17 protein-coding genes are annotated in these 15,727 nt (G+C 71.3%); 7 read left to right on the top strand and 10 right to left on the bottom strand.

The genetic code is table 11. The annotated features are described in order from the left end of the window. Positions 1-36: 36 nt before the first annotated feature. Together ABH926_RS27215 and ABH926_RS27210 are read right to left on the bottom strand one after the other, a co-directional pair. The gene (locus tag ABH926_RS27215; RefSeq protein ID WP_370368629.1) at positions 37-645 is read right to left on the bottom strand and encodes a hypothetical protein; all 609 of its coding nucleotides are present in this window, start codon (positions 643-645) and stop codon (positions 37-39) included. Beyond that, positions 642-1,997 carry an MFS transporter gene (locus ABH926_RS27210; protein WP_370368628.1) on the bottom strand — a complete coding sequence of 452 codons (1,356 nt, stop codon included), beginning with the start codon at positions 1,995-1,997 and terminating at the stop codon, positions 642-644. The genes ABH926_RS27215 and ABH926_RS27210 overlap by 4 nt, the downstream gene beginning before the upstream one ends. Positions 1,998-2,517: 520 nt before the next feature. On the opposite strand from ABH926_RS27210, the gene ABH926_RS27205 reads away from it, so the two are divergent. Beyond that, positions 2,518-3,015, top strand: coding sequence for a SecY-interacting protein Syd (locus ABH926_RS27205; protein WP_370368627.1), 498 nt, complete (start codon positions 2,518-2,520; stop codon positions 3,013-3,015). Between the two features lie 93 nt (positions 3,016-3,108). Here the strand turns inward: ABH926_RS27205 and ABH926_RS27200 are convergent, their stop codons facing one another. Next, positions 3,109-4,401 carry a serine hydrolase domain-containing protein gene (locus ABH926_RS27200; RefSeq protein WP_370368626.1) on the bottom strand — a complete coding sequence of 431 codons (1,293 nt, stop codon included), beginning with the start codon at positions 4,399-4,401 and terminating at the stop codon, positions 3,109-3,111. Between the two features lie 90 nt (positions 4,402-4,491). Next, positions 4,492-5,802: an MFS transporter gene (locus ABH926_RS27195; protein WP_370368625.1), complete on the bottom strand. Its 1,311-nt coding sequence runs from the start codon at positions 5,800-5,802 to the stop codon at positions 4,492-4,494. An 82-nt stretch (positions 5,803-5,884) separates the two neighbouring features. Between ABH926_RS27195 and ABH926_RS27190 the strand changes: the two genes are divergently transcribed. From ABH926_RS27190 to ABH926_RS27180, 3 genes are all read left to right on the top strand, one after another. Beyond that, positions 5,885-6,790 (top strand): LysR family transcriptional regulator, encoded by a 906-nt coding sequence (locus ABH926_RS27190; RefSeq protein ID WP_370368623.1) that lies wholly within the window; start codon positions 5,885-5,887, stop codon positions 6,788-6,790. Positions 6,791-6,997: 207 nt separating this feature from the next. Beyond that, entirely contained in the window at positions 6,998-8,113 is a 1,116-nt protein-coding gene (locus ABH926_RS27185; RefSeq protein ID WP_370368622.1) for a PP2C family protein-serine/threonine phosphatase, read from the top strand. A 74-nt stretch (positions 8,114-8,187) separates the two neighbouring features. Then, on the top strand, positions 8,188-8,682 hold the full coding sequence (locus ABH926_RS27180; RefSeq protein ID WP_370368621.1) for a GyrI-like domain-containing protein: 495 nt from the start codon (positions 8,188-8,190) through the stop codon (positions 8,680-8,682). A 13-nt stretch (positions 8,683-8,695) separates the two neighbouring features. On the opposite strand, the gene tatA is transcribed toward ABH926_RS27180, so the two are convergent. The 5 genes from tatA to ABH926_RS27155 all read right to left on the bottom strand — a co-directional run bounded on the left by tatA (position 8,696) and on the right by ABH926_RS27155 (position 12,872). After that, positions 8,696-8,905, bottom strand: a complete 210-nt coding sequence (gene tatA, locus ABH926_RS27175; RefSeq protein ID WP_370368620.1) for a twin-arginine translocase TatA/TatE family subunit — start codon at positions 8,903-8,905, stop codon at positions 8,696-8,698. Next, positions 8,899-9,321, bottom strand: coding sequence for a phospholipase (locus tag ABH926_RS27170; protein WP_370368619.1), 423 nt, complete (start codon positions 9,319-9,321; stop codon positions 8,899-8,901). Before ABH926_RS27170 ends, tatA begins: the two co-directional genes overlap by 7 nt. 89 nt (positions 9,322-9,410) lie before the next feature. Next, positions 9,411-10,805: a DUF4331 domain-containing protein gene (locus ABH926_RS27165; protein ID WP_370368618.1), complete on the bottom strand. Its 1,395-nt coding sequence runs from the start codon at positions 10,803-10,805 to the stop codon at positions 9,411-9,413. Positions 10,806-10,911: 106 nt separating this feature from the next. Beyond that, positions 10,912-11,259: a hypothetical protein gene (locus ABH926_RS27160; RefSeq protein WP_370368617.1), complete on the bottom strand. Its 348-nt coding sequence runs from the start codon at positions 11,257-11,259 to the stop codon at positions 10,912-10,914. Positions 11,260-11,645: 386 nt separating this feature from the next. Next, complete coding sequence (locus ABH926_RS27155; RefSeq protein ID WP_370368616.1) at positions 11,646-12,872, bottom strand: MFS transporter; 1,227 nt, start codon at positions 12,870-12,872, stop codon at positions 11,646-11,648. A 72-nt stretch (positions 12,873-12,944) separates the two neighbouring features. Between ABH926_RS27155 and ABH926_RS27150 the strand changes: the two genes are divergently transcribed. Both ABH926_RS27150 and ABH926_RS27145 read left to right on the top strand, forming a co-directional pair. Then, positions 12,945-13,787 carry a LysR family transcriptional regulator gene (locus ABH926_RS27150; RefSeq protein WP_370368615.1) on the top strand — a complete coding sequence of 281 codons (843 nt, stop codon included), beginning with the start codon at positions 12,945-12,947 and terminating at the stop codon, positions 13,785-13,787. A 123-nt stretch (positions 13,788-13,910) separates the two neighbouring features. Next, positions 13,911-14,204 carry a hypothetical protein gene (locus ABH926_RS27145; protein ID WP_370368614.1) on the top strand — a complete coding sequence of 98 codons (294 nt, stop codon included), beginning with the start codon at positions 13,911-13,913 and terminating at the stop codon, positions 14,202-14,204. Positions 14,205-14,222: 18 nt separating this feature from the next. Here ABH926_RS27145 and ABH926_RS27140 read toward each other — a convergent pair whose 3' ends face one another. Continuing rightward, the gene (locus ABH926_RS27140) at positions 14,223-14,696 is read right to left on the bottom strand and encodes a MarR family winged helix-turn-helix transcriptional regulator (protein ID WP_370368613.1); all 474 of its coding nucleotides are present in this window, start codon (positions 14,694-14,696) and stop codon (positions 14,223-14,225) included. A 134-nt stretch (positions 14,697-14,830) separates the two neighbouring features. Here ABH926_RS27140 and ABH926_RS27135 point away from each other — a divergent pair, with 134 nt between their 5' ends. Then, positions 14,831-15,709, top strand: coding sequence for a dioxygenase (locus ABH926_RS27135; RefSeq protein WP_370368612.1), 879 nt, complete (start codon positions 14,831-14,833; stop codon positions 15,707-15,709). Positions 15,710-15,727 lie beyond the last annotated feature (18 nt).

The raw sequence follows: 15,727 nt of genomic DNA, 5'->3' as shown, positions 1-15,727 counted from the left end.
GGCTGGCCATGGTGACCATGGTGGCCATGGTGGCCATTAGTGCAGATCGTTTCCGAGACTCTCCATGACCGCCTTCGAAATGGCCGAGTCCACCTGCTTGGCCAGGGCGGGGCGGTTGTCGAGGTTCGTCAGCAGGGCGCGCAGGTCGAGATCGTTGATCGTGCGACGCAGGACGTCATCGGTCGTGAGGGCTTTGTCGATGAGGGAGTCGGGGATCGCGCGGATCGCGGTCTTCTGGAAGCCGCTGAGGTTCGACGCGTCGACCGCCTCGCGGGCGAGTTGCGACGCCTTCGGGAGCTTGCCGGCGGCCTTCAGGACGTCGACGGCGGTGAGCAGTCCGGCTCGCAACGCATTGATCTGCGCGTCGGTGTGGGCGCCGGGCTGGGCGATCTGGAGGACGAAGGCCTCGCGGGTCACGCCGGTCTGGCAGGCGGCGGCCGCCAGGCCGGTCAGGACGATCTCCTCGGTCAGGCCGTCGATCCCCGTCGACACCGAGCTGGCCGGTTGGATGACGCACGAGGCGGCCGGGCGAAGCGGGCTGTAGCGGCCGCCGCCGTTGGCGAGCTGGACCGCCAGCACCCCGCTCACCAGCACGACGGCCAGAGCGGGGAGCGCCGCCACTCGGAGGCGGGCCGCGATGGTCATTGCGCGCCCCCTCGACGCGACGGGATCAGGGACAGCAGCGCCACGAGGGCGAGTGCCGCACCGATCAGGAAGGCGTTGCGGAAGGCATGCGTGGCGGCCCGTTCGAGCTGGACGTCGAGGTTGTGCTCAAGCTGCGCCGCGGCGGGCTTCTCCGCCGCGGGCACGCTCAGGCCCGCGAAGGCGGGGTCCAGGTCGGGCACCCGGCCGCTGTCCTGCTTCAGCTGGTCGGCCAGTCCGCGGGCGATCGTGATCTTGTCCTGGGGCGCCAGCGGGGCGTTCAGCACCAAGGCGGTGATGGCGTCCTTCGCGGGCGGCTGGGCGCTCTGAAGGTCCGCGGTGAAGACCGGCGTGAGGATCGCGAGGCCCAGGACCACTCCCGCGTGCCGGGCCGCGATGGTCCAGCTGCCGTGCAGGAAGTGCGGCGTGCGGCCGTCCATCGCGTGCAGGGTCAGTGGATCCAGCGTCAGGCCGAGCCCGAGTCCGACGAGCACCTGGGGTGCGATCGTCCAGCCGAGCGCGGACGACGGCAGCAGCGCCAGCCCCGCCAGCCCGCCCGCGATGAGCAGGCACCCTGACATCGTCTGGGCCAGCGGTCCGGCTCGCAGCAGTCGGATCAGCGGCCGGGCCAGGAGCGCCGCGAGCGGGATCACCGAGACCGTGAGGGCCGCGACCGCCGGCGATCGGCGCCAACCGTCGACCAGGAGCAGCACGAACAGGAACAGCGCCGCGGTCAGTGCCGCCGAGAGCAGCGCCAGGGCGATGTTCGGCCGGATCCGCACGCGGTGTCTCGGTACCTCCTCCGCCAGGCTCTGCCCCTTCCTGCGGCGCTTGCTCAGTGCGGCAGGCACGGCCAGCACCGCGATCGGCACCTGGACGATGAAGATCGAGCGCCAGGAGAACGCATCGGTGAGCAGCCCGCCGGCGACCGGACCGACAGCGGTCCCGAACACGCCGGCGGCGATCCACCAGGCCGTCCCGCGACGCTCGGCCAGTTCCTCGACCAGCAGCTGAAGACTGCCGATCACCGCGAACGCGCCACCCACCGCCTGCACCGACCGGGCGATGATCAGGACGTCCAGGGAACCGGCCACCGCGCACAACGCCGAGGCCCCGGCGAACACCGCGATGCCGGCCGCACACCAGACGGCCGGGTCCTGTCTCTTGAAGAACCACGCGGCAGGCCGGGCGATCACCGCGAGAACGAGGTTGAACGCGATCAGCACCCAGGCGACCTGCCCCACCGTGGTGTGGAGGCGCACCAGGATCTCCGGCAGGGCGAGGGTGACGACCGCGGAGTCGGCCAGCACGCACCCCACGGTCAACGCGAGGAGGGCTGCTGCCGGCCGGCTCATCCTGGAACGACCGGTTTCGTGGCGGTGACACTGCCGCCGAATCGCGTTCCGGTCTGGTCGGAATCGGTGTTCACGCAAGCTCCTCCCGGGTGGCAAGAGCACTCTACGTCGGACACCGCCAGGAAGGGATCTATGGGCGAGTACGGATCCGTCCGCACCGGTGTCCGGACGCACGAGCAGCACCAGGCCCAGCACAGCCGAAGCCAGCGCGTTGAACAGCCACATGGCCCGCTCGCCGGCGTCGGAACGCCAGATAGAACTCGACGCCGCCGCAGCTTCCTTCTCGGGCTGCCTTGGCCTTCATTCAGTGGGCTCACACGATCGTCCGGCCCGGCGCGAACATCGGCATCTGGAGATGGACCAGGTGGTCAGGCGTCTGATCGCCGGAACCGGCCGATCTTGATCAGGTGTCGCAGCGCCACGGTAGCCTGCGCTGCCGGCATCGGGCCGATCACAGCGGAGGGATCCTCATGAGCCAAGGCGATCTGCGGGCAGCACTCGGCCACTACCTCCTCGACAGGTGGGCGCTCTGGGACGAGGCCGGCATGGCGGTCGTCGAGGAGTTGCCCGAACTGGCGTCTCCGTGCGGTTCGAGGAGCCCACCGAGGACGGCATGATCCGGTGGAAGCCTGTCGCGATGGCTCAGACCCCGGATTTCTCGGAGGTGGAGAGCGCGCTGGCCGTGTCCGACCAGACGCTGCACCCCGACCTGATCACCCTCTACGGCAGCTACTGGTGCGGCGACCTCGAAGGCGACGAACACTCCGGTGAGCCGGTCTCGCTGGTCACCGTGTTCAACGAGCAGGGCCTCCGCGACCTCGTAGACTCGCTCGCCGTCGCTGTGCGACGTCAGGTGGAGGACGGCCTCGGCGACATCACCTTCCCCGTCGCCGCCACCGGCTCGGATGTGTTCTTCGTCCTGGACAACGCCACCGGACGGATCCTGCTCCAGGAGGCCGGCTACCCGCCCCAAAAAGTGGTCGCCCCGTCCTTGACCCAGTTCCTGGCCGAGCTGTGAGAAACGGGATGCGGGCGCTCGGAGTCCCGAGCGCCCGCATCCCGCCTGCCAACGTCCTTGTGGGGTCTCGGGCCGCGAGGCGTTTCGCGGCGGCTATCCAACGACCCGCAACAAACCCTCAGCCGTCTGACGCAGCCCCGCCGCCGTACTCGAAGCGCCGAGCAGGACGACGGCCGCCGACCCGTCGACAGCGGCCATGAGCTCGGCGGTGAACCCGCGGGTGCTGCCGCCGCGCCACAGGATCGGGCCGTCGGCGCGGTCCAGGAGGGTGGCGCCGGGGATGAAGCTCGCGCCCGGGCCCGCCGGGGCCGTGTGCGCGAGCAGGGCCTCGGCGAGCGGGTCGCCGGCCCGGCCGACGACACCGGCAAGAGTCAGGACACTGTCGAGGTCGGCCGTCATTCCGCCGGCGAAGCGGTAGGGCTCCGCGGCCTCGGCGACCGGCGCGATCCGGCCGGCGATCGCCTCGCTGCCGACGACGGTCGACGGCGCGGGAGTGCCCGGTCCGGAAAAGTGCGCGCCGGCGAGGCCGTAGCGGGCCAGGACCCGGCCGGCGCAGTGTTCTGCGAACGGCGCTCCGGTGACCTGCTCGACAAGCAGGCCGAGCAGTTCGTAGCCGAGGTTCGAGTACTCAGGGCGTCCGCTGGCGCTCGAGGGTCGAGCCGGAGGCAGCAAGGCGAGGGCGTCGGCCAACGACTGCGGCAGCGCCGCCGTGTCCCGCCGCAGAGTGAGGTCCTTCGGCAGGCCCGCCCGGTGGAGGAGGACGTCGCCGACCGTCGCGTCGAACCCGGCCTCCGGTCCCAGCGGGGCATCCAGATCGAGCCGCCCCTCCCGCACCAAGTCCAGCACCGCCAGCGCCGTCACCAGCTTCGTGACCGAGCCGACGCGAAAGACGGCGCCGGCGTCCAGCCGAGTCAGGGTACGAACGTCTCCCGTGCCGAGGTACTCCCGGTGCACAACCTCGCCGTCGACAGCGATCCCGCAGCTCAGTCCTGGGATGCGATCTTCCGCCACCACCGCGGCCAGGTGCTGGTGGACCTGCTCCGCGAGACTTCCCGGGAGCTCGGACACCGCATGGTCGAGCCGGCGGAGCTGATCGACGAGGTCGGTCCATTCCGGAGCGTCGGCTGGAACCGGACGCGGTCGAAAGCTGCGGATGCGGTACGGCTCGGCGGGCTCGACGCCGATGGCGAACTCCCACAGCTCATCACCGGATCGCACCACGACCGCCGCCGCCGCGTCCCCCGTGCGGTCGAACGTCACGATCGTGGGGGCGGCATCGCGGAACCCGGCGAAACGCTTGGCGATCACCGCCCCGATATTGCGGCCCTCGGCGAGCCGGGGAGCGAACTTCTCGTCCGCCGAGGCGGATGGGATTTCGCCGGACACGAGCGCGAGCAACCAGGACACTGATTCATGAAGGACCCCGTCGGACACCACGGCCGAACACCCTACGCTCCCGATTGCCCGCGCGGACCGCTACCCCCGGCTCCGCCGCGTAGGCATCTGCTGGCCGACCACGCTCAGCAGCACCAGCATCGCCACCGCGAAGCCGCCGATCGCGGTCTGGCTGGAGACATACAGCGTCGCGACCCCCACGCCGACGACCGGGACGGTCAGACCGACATAGCCGCCGAGGAACAGCCCGGCCAGCGTCTCACCGCGGGTCGCCGGCGAGGCGAGTTCGGCGGCCATCGAGATCGCCACCTTGAGCAGGACCCCCGCTCCCGCGCCCGCGATCGCCCCGCCGGCCAGGAACAGCGGCAGGCTCGGCAGCCACAGGGCCGCGCTGACCACGACCAGCCCGGCGGCCGTGAGCGCCAGGCCCGAGCGGGACTGGACCTCGATCGGCGCCCGGCCGAGCAGCATCTGCGCGACGGCCGCGGTGCCGAAGGCGAGGAAGGCGACCAGGCCGGCCAGAGCCCGCGAGGGGTGGTGCATCGTGACGGCGACGAATCCGGGCGCGAGCGAGCTGAACAAGCCCAGGATCGCGAACGCGGCGAAGGCCGCGGCGGCCGCGGCGAAGAAGCGCGGACGGTCCTGAGCCGGGACCGCGACGCGCTGGGGGCGGTAGGGCCGGCGCACCGGGGCGGGCTCGACCGTCTCCGGGACGGTCGCGACGCCGATCGCGGCAACCACCAGCAGGACGATGAAGACGAGGAACGGCGTACGCAGCGGACTGCCGACGAACTCGGCCAGCAGCCCCGCGACCAGCGGTCCCACGCCCAGCCCGCCGAGGTTCGCGGCGGTGGCCGTCAGATCGGCGCGGGCGCGGTGGGCGCCGGGGCGGGCGGTGGCGTGCAGTTCGCCAAGGTGCGCGGTGGCGGTCGCGGTGATCATGCCGATCCCCAGGCCGCTCACCACGCGGGCGACGATCAGCCCGGGCAGCGCGGGCGCCGCCAGGAACACCAGGCCGGCCGCGGCTTCCAGCAACAGGGCCGGTATGAGGACCCGACGGCGTCCCCACCGGTCCGAGAGGTGACCGGCCAGGAACAGGCTGATGATGACGCCGACCGCGTAGGCCGCGAAGACGATGGAGACGGTGAACGCCGAGAAGTGGTCACGGTGCTGGTAGAGGACATAAAGCGGAGTCGGGGCCGCGGAGAAGGCCATCGCGACGGCGAAAGCGACCGCGATCAGCCAGAAGCCCGGCCCGTGTGAGAGGCCGCGCCGCCGGCGGGGCCCGGCGTGCTCGTTCTGCCGGCTCTGTTGGTTCTGCTGGTTCTGCTGGTTCTGCTGGTTCAGTTCGTTCAGCCCGGTACGGGGGCGGGTCGGCGCCTGGATCGACATGTCATCGAGTCTGTCCGGCGCGGACTATCACGTCCAACGATTGTTCTTGCTGATCACCATCACGATGAGAGATGATGCTGCCATGGAGCACCGCCACCTCGAATACTTCGTCGCCGTGGCCGAGGAGCTGAGCTTCACCCGCGCCGCCGCCCGCCTGCACGTCGTCCAGTCCGGCGTCTCGGCCTCGATCAAAGCCCTGGAACGCGAACTGGGCATCCAGCTCCTGGACCGCACACCCCAGCGGGTCGCGCTCACCGACGCCGGCACCGCCCTGCTGCCCAAAGCCCGCGCCGCCCTGGACGCCGTCCGGGCCGCGCAGGACGCCGTGGACGAGGTCCGGGGCGGGGTCCGCGGCAGCCTGACCATCGGGACCCTGATCTCGGTCACCCTGGTCAACCTCCCGTCCCTGCTCGGCCGCTTCCACGCCGAGCACCCCGACGTGAGCGTGCGCCTGCGGGTCTCCCCCAGCGGATCGGCCGGACTGGCCAAGGGCGTCCAGGACGGGGAACTGGACGTCGCCTTCCTGCTCCTGCCGACCGGCAGCCCGCCGCCCGGCCTGACCGTGCGCGAGCTGGCCGCGGTCCGCCTGGCGGCGGTGGTCCGCCCCGACCACCCGATCGCCTCCCAGGACTCGGTGTCGCTGACCCGCTTGGCGTCCGAGCCCTTCATCGACTCCCCCGTCGGCTACGGGAACCGCACCGCGGCCGACCGCGCCTTCGCCGCCGCCGGGCTGGAACGCCACGTGGCCCTGGAGACCACCGACATCGGCGCCGCGGCGCAGTACATCCGCCACGGCTTCGGCGTGGCGCTCCTCCCGGACTTCGTCGCACCGGCCGCCCCCGATCTTCGAACGCTGAGCGTCTCGGACCACCCGCTGACCCAGACCCTGTCGATCGCCACCGCCGCCGCGCGGCAGCCGAGCGCCGCCGTGCGCGCGCTGCTGGGCATGGTGGACCAGTTCGTCGCCGGGCCCGACCAGGCGCGCTAGCAGTACGGCCGGCACCGGCTCCCCCAGCTCCCCCGTCCGCCACGTTCGCCTCGCGTGCCCGGGGCGCCGGTGGTCGACTTGTCCGGTGACGTCCGCCCCGGCCGCCGACCAGCAGCCCCCGACCGCCCCCGCGGACTCCTTGACGCCACTCGCGCCGCCCGCGCCGAGCCTCCGGCGTCCGCTCGCTGAGACGTCGGCCGGCGTGCCATGACGGAACCCACCGGTGCCCTCGATCCCGACGGTCGGCCCTCGCGGGTCACCAAAGTCGTCCGCGTCGCGCCCTTCTTACTGATCGCCCTGTCGGCCCTGGCCGACGCCGAGAGCACGAGCGGGCAACAGTACGACCGGTACCTGGTGGCCGCGCCCGCGCTCGCCGCCTCCGTCTGGGGCGCGGGGACCACTTTGTTCGTCGGCCTGCTCGCCATGGTCGCCGAGGCGGCCCGCGGGCTGATCCACGACGGCCGGGTCGGCCGGCCCGCGGTCTCGGTGATGGCCGTCATCTTCACGGTCAGCCTCGCCGCCGCGTACGCCGCCCGGGTCCGGGTGCGCCGCGAACGCGACCTCGCCGAAGTGCGCTCGGTGGCCCGCACCGCCCAGCAGGTGGTGCTGCGTCCGCTGCCCGACCGGCTCGGCAGCGTCGAGCTGGCGCTGTACTACAAGGCCGCCGCCGCGCAGTCGCAGATCGGCGGCGACCTGTACGAGGCGGTCCGCACCCCGCACGGGGTGCGGCTCATCCTCGGCGACGTCCAGGGCAAGGGACTGCCCGCGGTGGAGACGGCCGCGGCGCTGCTCGGGTCCTTCCGCGAGGCGGCCTACGACGCCGAGACCCTGGCCGAACTCGCGGCGCGGCTGGAGACCAGCCTTCAGCGCTACGCCGAGCGCGCCTCCACCCGGGACTCCGCCGAGCGCTTCGCGACCGCCATCCTGATGGAGATCCCCGAGGACCGCCCCGAAGCCTTCCTGCTCAACTGCGGCCACCCGCCGCCGCTGATGCTCAACCCCGACGGGGTCCGCGCGGTCCATCCCGACGTGCCGCTTCCCCCGCTCAACCTGTCATCGCTGGTCGCCAGCGAATACCGCACCGAGACCGTGCCGTTCGGCCCCGGCGACCGGGTGCTGCTCTACACCGACGGGGTCAGCGAGGCCCGGGACCAGAACGGCGAGTTCTACCCGCTCGCCGAACGCCTCGCCGGCTGGACCGGCGAGTCCTCGGCCGGTCTGCTCGACGATCTCCGAAACGACCTGACGAAGTATTCGGGCGGAGCCGCGGCCGACGACGTCGCCGTGCTGATCGCCGCCCGCCACGTCCCCGAAGGACCCTGAGCGATCTGTCAGAGGCCGGTCATAGAGTGCCGAGGCCGTTCCGTCCGCCGCGCCGAGGAACCCAGGAGCCAGCCGTGCCCAGCGAGCCAGCCATCGTGCACCGCGCCGAGCAGCACTACATCGGGATCGCCCAGACGGTCACGATGCAGACCTTCGACCAGATCGCCGACCGCATCCCGGACCTGTTCGGCTGGCTCGCCGCCCACGGGCTCGCCCCGGCCGGGCCGCCGTTCTTCAAGCTCAACGTCATCGACATGGAGCGGGAACTGCAGGTCGAGGCAGGGGTGCCGATCGCCGGCAGCACGGCACCGGACGGCGAGGTCCACCACGGCGTGCTGCCGGCGGGCCGCTACCTGGCCCTGACCACCGCCGGTTCCCCCGACCAGCACATCGCCGCGATCGCCGGCCTGTTCGACTGGGCCGAGGCCGAAGGACTCATGCTGGAGCACTCCGAGACGGACGCCGGATCGAAGTGGGCCTGCCGACTCCAAGTTCTGATGACCGACCCCGCGCAGGAACCCGAACCGGCCAAGCAGGAGATCGAGAACCTGTTCCTGCTGGCCGAGTGACGAGCGACCCTGGTCAGCTGTGCGGTTCCGACACCGGGACTGAGTCGCTGCCCTGTGCTGTGGTCTCGCTCGGTGTGGTGCGACCGGCGTCGATCTCGGAGCGGAAGATGCGCAGCGACTGTCCGAGTGAGCGGGCGTTGTCGGGCAGGCGCTTGGCGCCGAAGAGCATCACGGCGATGCCCCCGATGACGATCAGGTGCCACGGTTCGAAGGCGGTCAGCACGAGGGTGCCTCCTCAGCCTTTGTCTCTGCTGCTGCCTCTGTCGTCTCTGTCTTTGTCTCTGTCTCTGCCGCTGCCGCTGCCGCTGCGTGCGCGAGCGTAAGAGTGGTGATCTGTCCCCCGATGATGGTGACGGTCGCGCCGGGCACGTCCGCGTCCTGCCAGATCGTGTACTGGCCGGCCGCGAGGTCCGGGTACACCGCGTCGTAGCGGGGGTGCGGAACGGTGTGGCGTTCGCGGACCATGCTGTGAGTGCGCTGCGATCCAGAAGCATGCCGGCCGTCGGCCCCGACCGGGCTGATCTCGATCTCGACGCCGAGCAGGCTCGCGTCGGCCTCGAGGATCAGGGCTCCGATGTTCTCGCCCAGGTTCAGCACGACGCTGCCCACCGGGGAGGGGCCGTGGTTGTGCTCGCTCACTGTTTCCTCGTTTCCAGCAAAGGATGGCAGCGCCGGGACAGTCCCGTGACGGGACTGTCCCGGCGCTGGCTGCCGTGGCGGGTTCCGCGTCAGGACTGGAAGTTGTAGCCGCTGTACGGGACCGGGAGGTAGGGGAATGTCGGCAGGTACGCCGGCAGACCCGGGACCGGCGGGATGAAGTCGGTCACGACTCCCGCCGCCGCGTCGGGGGTGTAGGTGGCCACCAGGGCGTAGGTGACACCGGCGATGGCGCGCAGCTCGATGGTGACGACGTCGTCGGCGACGCGCCGGCCGTTGGGGAAGCCGGCGAGGTCGCCGCCCAGCAGGCCCAGGGGGTTGGGGTTGGCCGACGGCTTGATCGCGGTGTTCAGGCGCAGCATGTCGGCCTGCACGGTGCCGGTGTTGTTCTGGAAGCCGGGGATGATGCCCGAGGGGATGCCGGTGAGCAGGATCGCCAGCAGGTCCGCGCGGGAGGTGCCGGCGGCGTCCAGCGCGGCCAGGTTCGGGAACACGCCCGGGTACAGGACCGGCAGCAGCCCGGCGAGTTCGGGGTGGGCCACGTACTGCGCGAACCGCTTGTCGTCGGACGGCGGCAGCGCGTTCCACTCGTCCTTGCGCGCCATCGGCACCAGGACCTCGTTGAACAGCGGGTTGCCCAGCCGGGAGACCTGGACGAAGGGGCCGTTCTCCTCGTCGCGGCCCGCCTCCACCTCGCGGACGGTGACCTTGCGCCGGCTGGCCGTGGTCCACACGCCGATCACCGCGCGCGGGTCCGCGGGGTTGCCGCCGTGCCAGTGGTCGCGAGTCAGGTCCTTGATGGGCACCTGGAGCGCGATGCTGTGCACGTTGAGGTGCGCGGTGGTGTTGACGCCCTGCTCCGCGGGAAGCACCAGGCCCGGGATGTTGAAGGTGGTGTGCAGGTTCTGGAAGGGACGCAGGTTCCCCAGGTCGAAGATCGACCCGAGGTCGACGTAGAACCCCTCGGCGCGCTGCCCGGCGAACACCGTGCGCCCGCGGCCCAGGTCGTGCACCGCGGCCTGGGCGAGGCTCGGGTAGTCGGGCGTGGAGAGCGGGCCGATGTTGCACGGCGGACAGGCCAGGTCGTGGCCCAGCGTGGTGCAGCGGCCGCTGGCGTCGACGCGGGTGACGGTGTAGGTCTGGCGACGGTTCCAGTTGGCGCTGTCCAGCGAAAGAATGGGACCGGTGTTGTACAGGAACGTGTCCGGGTTGGTGACGGTGGTCCTGAACTGGAACTGGTAGGTCACGTCCGGGCGGCCGTCGCCGGTGTTGTCGATGTGGATCTCGTACAGCACGTCGTCGCCGAACTCGTAGAAGTTCGGGCCGCCGGCCGGACCCTGCAACGGCAGGTAGTTGGCGATCAGCGTGACGGTGTCCGGCGCGTTCGGGCTGACGAACGCGTAGACGTCGGTGCTGTCGGCGACCGGGTCCTTGGAGATCTCGGGGGCTTCGCGGTGGGAGGACATCAGGGAGCCTCGATTGCTGGAACGAAGTGGCTGAGTGGATGTGGAGCGGCGGCGCCGGGACAGACGACCCGGCGCGCGAGGGGCACCTGGGTGCCGGCGGACTCGCTCAGCGCGCGGCGGCGATCAGCCGCGCGGCCAGATCCCGGTCGCGAACCCGGACGTGGCGCTCCCCGACGTAGATGTCGAGCTCACCGGTGCGCGCGTCGCGCAGATGGACCGTCATGGTCTCGCCGTCGGCGAAACGGCCGGCCGGAGCCGGGACGGCGGCCGAAGCGGCGGCACGCCCCCGGTCCGGCCGATCCGGCCGATCCGGCCGATCCGCCGCCGGCGCGGTCTCAGCCTGCGCGGCGCGCGGCGAGACCAGCGTCAGGGCGCCCACGGTCGCGGCACCGGCCGCACCCTTCACCACGCCTCGACGGGACCAGAGTTGGTCGTGTCGCTTGTCAGAATCCATGCGTGCGCACCTTCTGTTCGTAGAGCTTGCGGGGAGACCTCTGCTTTGCCGACGAAGAATCCGGGCCAAAAGCGGGACGGGATTCCGATGTGCCAGCATCGACTAAAGCAGCCCATACGCCATCCTCTTGACAACAACATGCCGAGAATGGCGAATAGCCGGAGGAATCACCCGGGCAGCCGATCAGCCGATGAGCTGTCGATAGGGAGCCGAGGTCGGCCGTGCCCGCCGACGCCGACGGCGGTCGCGTCACAGGCGTTGCCTCTGTCGCTGCTCGCGGTGCTGAGCATCGTCATGGCCGGCACCGGATACGGGGCGGGGCGTAACCGCCAGGTGCGCGACTGACGATGGGCGCCCCACGAGGGCACGACGGCTGTCGCGCCTGTCTACCTGCGCTGCCCGACAAGCTCGGCGGGCTGTAAGGGTGCTGAAGGCTCAAGCGGAGACCGAGCCGCGGCCGTCGTGCGGCGTGACAGCAGGTATCCCGTCAGCGCGGCGGCCAGAGCCACCACCCCGGAAACCACGAAGCCGACGGCCGGCACCGACAGGTCGATCACTCCCCCGACCATCGGGGATCCGAGGGCGAAGCCGGCGCTCAGGGCCGAGGACTGCAAGCCGGTCGCCTCGCCCCGCACGCTGGCCGGTGCGAGCGCGCTCACCGCGTCGGCCACGGTGGACAGCGTCGGCGCGGTGAGCAGCCCGGCGCCGATGCCGACCACGCACAACCCGAGCCAGCTGTGGGCGAGCGCGGCCGGGACGGTCGCCAGTCCGAGTCCGGCGAGCAGCAGCCACGTGGGCAGCGGCCGGGACAGCGAGCCGTATATGAGCCCGCCGACAATCGAGGACACGCCGTACACCACCACGACCAGGCCGGCCCAGGACACCTGACCGGATGCCCTGAGGGTGGCGACGATCGCCAGTTCGGTGCCGCTGAGCAGCACCGCCGTGCCGAACGCCATCACCAGGACCGCGATCATGCTCAGACCCAGCCACTCCCGGCGACGGGGACGGACGGCCGGCCCGGCGTCCGCCTCGCCCTCGGCCCGCAGCGGCGGGTTGAGCAGGGCGATGCCCGCACCGCCCACCACGATCGCGGCGCCGGTACCCCACGCCACCGCGCCGGGGGACACCGCCGTCGCGCCGAGGATCACGAGCGGCGGGCCCAGCACATACGACAGCTCGCCCTGGATCGATTCCAGCGCGAAGGCGGCCCGGCGCTGCCCCGCGGTCGTCGTCGCGGCGATCGCCTGCCTGGTCACCAGCTGGGCCGGCACCATCAGCAGACCCGCCGCGAAGGCCGCGCCGAGCAGGATCGGATAGGGCAGGAGCCGCAGGCTCAGCCAGAACACGACCTGGACCGCGGCGGTGGACAGCAGCACCACACGCGCGCCGCGGCGGTCGATCAGGCGGCCGAGCAGCGGCGCGCCCAGCGCCAACCCGGCGGTCAGGGCCGCCGCGACACCACCGGCGGCGGCGTAGCTCATGTGCAGGCCCAGCACGACGTACAGCGTCAGCGTCATCATGTCGGCCGCGAGCGCGGCGCGGGCGATCAGTGAGACGCCCAGCAGCGACGCCAGCCCCGGCACGGCGAGCACTCGTCGGTATCTGATCACCTTTGTGACGGTAGAACGCCCGCACGGCCATAGGAAGACGGAATCTCATTGGGGCTGGCATAATGGCTGCTTATGGCAAGGGATCTTGAGATCATCCTGCTGCGGTCGTTCGTCACCGCCGTCCGGGTCGGCAGCATCAGCCGGGCCGCGACAGCCCTCGGACACACCCAGCCCGCACTCAGCCAGCAGCTGCGCAAACTCGAGAGCACCGTCGGCCGCCCGCTGCTGCACCGCTCGACCTCCGGCGTCCTGCCGACCCGGGCCGGCGAGGAGCTCCTGCCCTACGCCGAGCGCATCCTGTCCCTGTCCGACCAGGCCCTCACCGAAGCCGGCCGCGCCCTCACCGGCCGCTGCGGCATCGGCCTGCTCGAGGACCTCGCCGCGTACCAGCTGCCGCAGGCCTTCGCCGACCTGGCCGGCCTGCACCCGGACGCGACCCTGGAGGTCCTCAGCCTCTCCACCGCCGAGATGCGCAAGGCCTACGACACGCGCCGCGTCCAGCTCGTGCTCGACGCGGTCGGTGACCTTCCCGCACCGCCGCGCTGGACGGTGCGCCGCCCCCTGGCGTGGGCGGTCGGCCACGGCGTGGACGTCACGGCCGATCCGCTGCCGGTGGTGCTGTTCTCGAACCCGTGCGTCTGGCGCACGTCACTGCTGGAGTCGCTGGAGCGCGCCGGCCGGCGCTGGCGGGTGGCGTTCGAGAGCAACAGCCTGGCCGGCGTGCTCGCCGCGCTGCGGGCCGGGCTGGGAGTGGCAGCGCTCCTGCCCTCGAATCTCGAACCGGCGATGGCCATCCACAACCCGCAGGCCCTGCCGCCGCTGCCGGACCTCGAACTCGGTCTCACGCGGCATCCGCGCAGCGACGGCGATCCGCTGGTCGACGCTGTGGAGACGACGTTGCGGCGGACGATCTGATGTCCGTCGCGCGTCGCCCGTAACGCGTCAGCGTCACCCGAGCGGTCGCGGTGTCGGGCGGAGGGCCGGGCAGCGTGCTCGACTGACGCTGTCCGCAACCGCTCCCACAATGAGGAGACGCACATGGCAGTCGTCGCGGTTTTCGAACTCCCGGGCATGACCCAGGACATGTACCAGCAGATCACGAACAAGCTGAGCGACGGCCGGGGCGCGAAGTCCCCCTCGGACTGGCCGGTGGCGGGCCTGCTCTCGCACACCACCGCCACCACCCCCGACGGCTTGCTCATCGTCGACGTCTGGGAATCCGAGCAGGCCCTCCAGCAGTTCGGGCAGATCGTCGCCCCGCTGCACCAGGAGGTCGGCGCCCCGACACCGACGCCGAAGATCTACCCGGTGTTCAATCTGGTCACGGCCTGAGCGCATTCTCATCACCGCTCACCCTCCGTCGAGTTCCCGGCGCAGGGTGGCGGCGACGTGCGACAGCGCCACGCCGAGGTTTCGGCGCTGAGCGGCGCTGAGCGGATCGAACACGAGCCGCTTCACCTGCGCGACGTGTTCCGGCGCGCTCTCGACGAGCTTCTGTTGCCCGGCCTCGGTCAGGGTGGCGAGGGTGTAGCGGCCGTTGGCGGGGTCGGGCCGCCGGACGACCCAGTCGCGGGCTTCGAAGCGGTCCATCAGCTTCGACAGGCGGGGCAGGGTGCTGTCACAGTCCCGGGCCAGGTCGCTGAGCCGCATCGTGACCTCATCGGCCATGGAGAGCCGGGCCAGGACGCCGTACTCGAAGTTGGAGATCCCGGCGTCTCGCTGCAGCTGGCGGTCGAGGGCCGCCGGCAGGGCGATGACGACGGTGAGCAGGTCCTGCCACACGGCCTGCTGGTCGTCGCCGAGCCAGGGTGAGGGATGGTCCATGCCGCCCATCTTACTTGCCCGGTCACCTCACATGACTTGCCAAGGCAACTCCCGCGGGGTACGTTCTGACTTGCCTGGGCAAGTGAGAAGACGGTTCGGCCAGGCTCACGACCACGGTGAAGGAGCCGATAGCGATGACCCCCGCGGACAGCCGGACGTCGCCTTTCCCGTCACGCCTACCGGCCGGGGCATACGACGACCACCTCGCCCGCGTCCTGCCGCGGGCGCGCGAGCAGCGTCCGTGGAACGACTCCGACGGCCCCCTGCCCAGTCTCTTCGTCAGCCACGGGGCCCCGTTCACCCTCGACGATCCGCAGTGGATCGGCGAGCTGTTCGCCTGGGCCCAGTCGATACCCAAGCCCCGAGCCGTCGTCGTCATCTCAGCACACTGGGAACGGGCACCGGTGGCGATCTCCGGGAGCGCGGCGGGCACCCCGCTCTACTATGACTTCAGCGGCTTCCACCCCCGCTACAAGACCCTCCCCTACGCGACCCCGGACGCCACCGGCCTGGCTCGGCGCCTGGCGGGCCTGCTTGGCCGCACACCGGTGCACGAGTTCGCCGACCGCGGCCTGGACCACGGCGCCTTCATCCCGCTCATGGCCATGTATCCCGCGGCGGACATCCCGGTCGTGCAGCTCTCGATGCCGAGCCTGGATCCCGGCGCCCTGCTCGAGCTCGGAACGCGCCTGCGTCCGCTGCGCGCCGAAGGCATCCTGGTCCTCGGCTCGGGATTCATGACGCACAGCTTCGCCGTCTTCCAGCGTCCGGAACTCACGGTCGAGACCGCGGCCTTCGACGAATGGGCCGTGGACGCCCTGGCCCGGGGCGATGTCGACGTCCTCACCGACTACCGCGCCAAGGGACCCGGTGCCGCGATCGCCCACCCCACGGCAGAGCACTTCGTCCCGCTGCTGCTCACCGTCGGCGCCGCCGACGACCCCGGCAGCGCCGTGAGCGCCATCGACCGCATGGTCATGGGCAACTCGACCCGGTCCGTACAGCTCACCTGAAACCCCGCCGGACTCCGG

This window comes from Catenulispora sp. GP43, assembly GCF_041260665.1.
In the GTDB taxonomy this organism is placed as follows: domain Bacteria; phylum Actinomycetota; class Actinomycetes; order Streptomycetales; family Catenulisporaceae; genus Catenulispora.
Note: the sequence above shows the minus strand (reverse complement) of the source record. Positions and strands in the feature narration are given on the sequence as shown.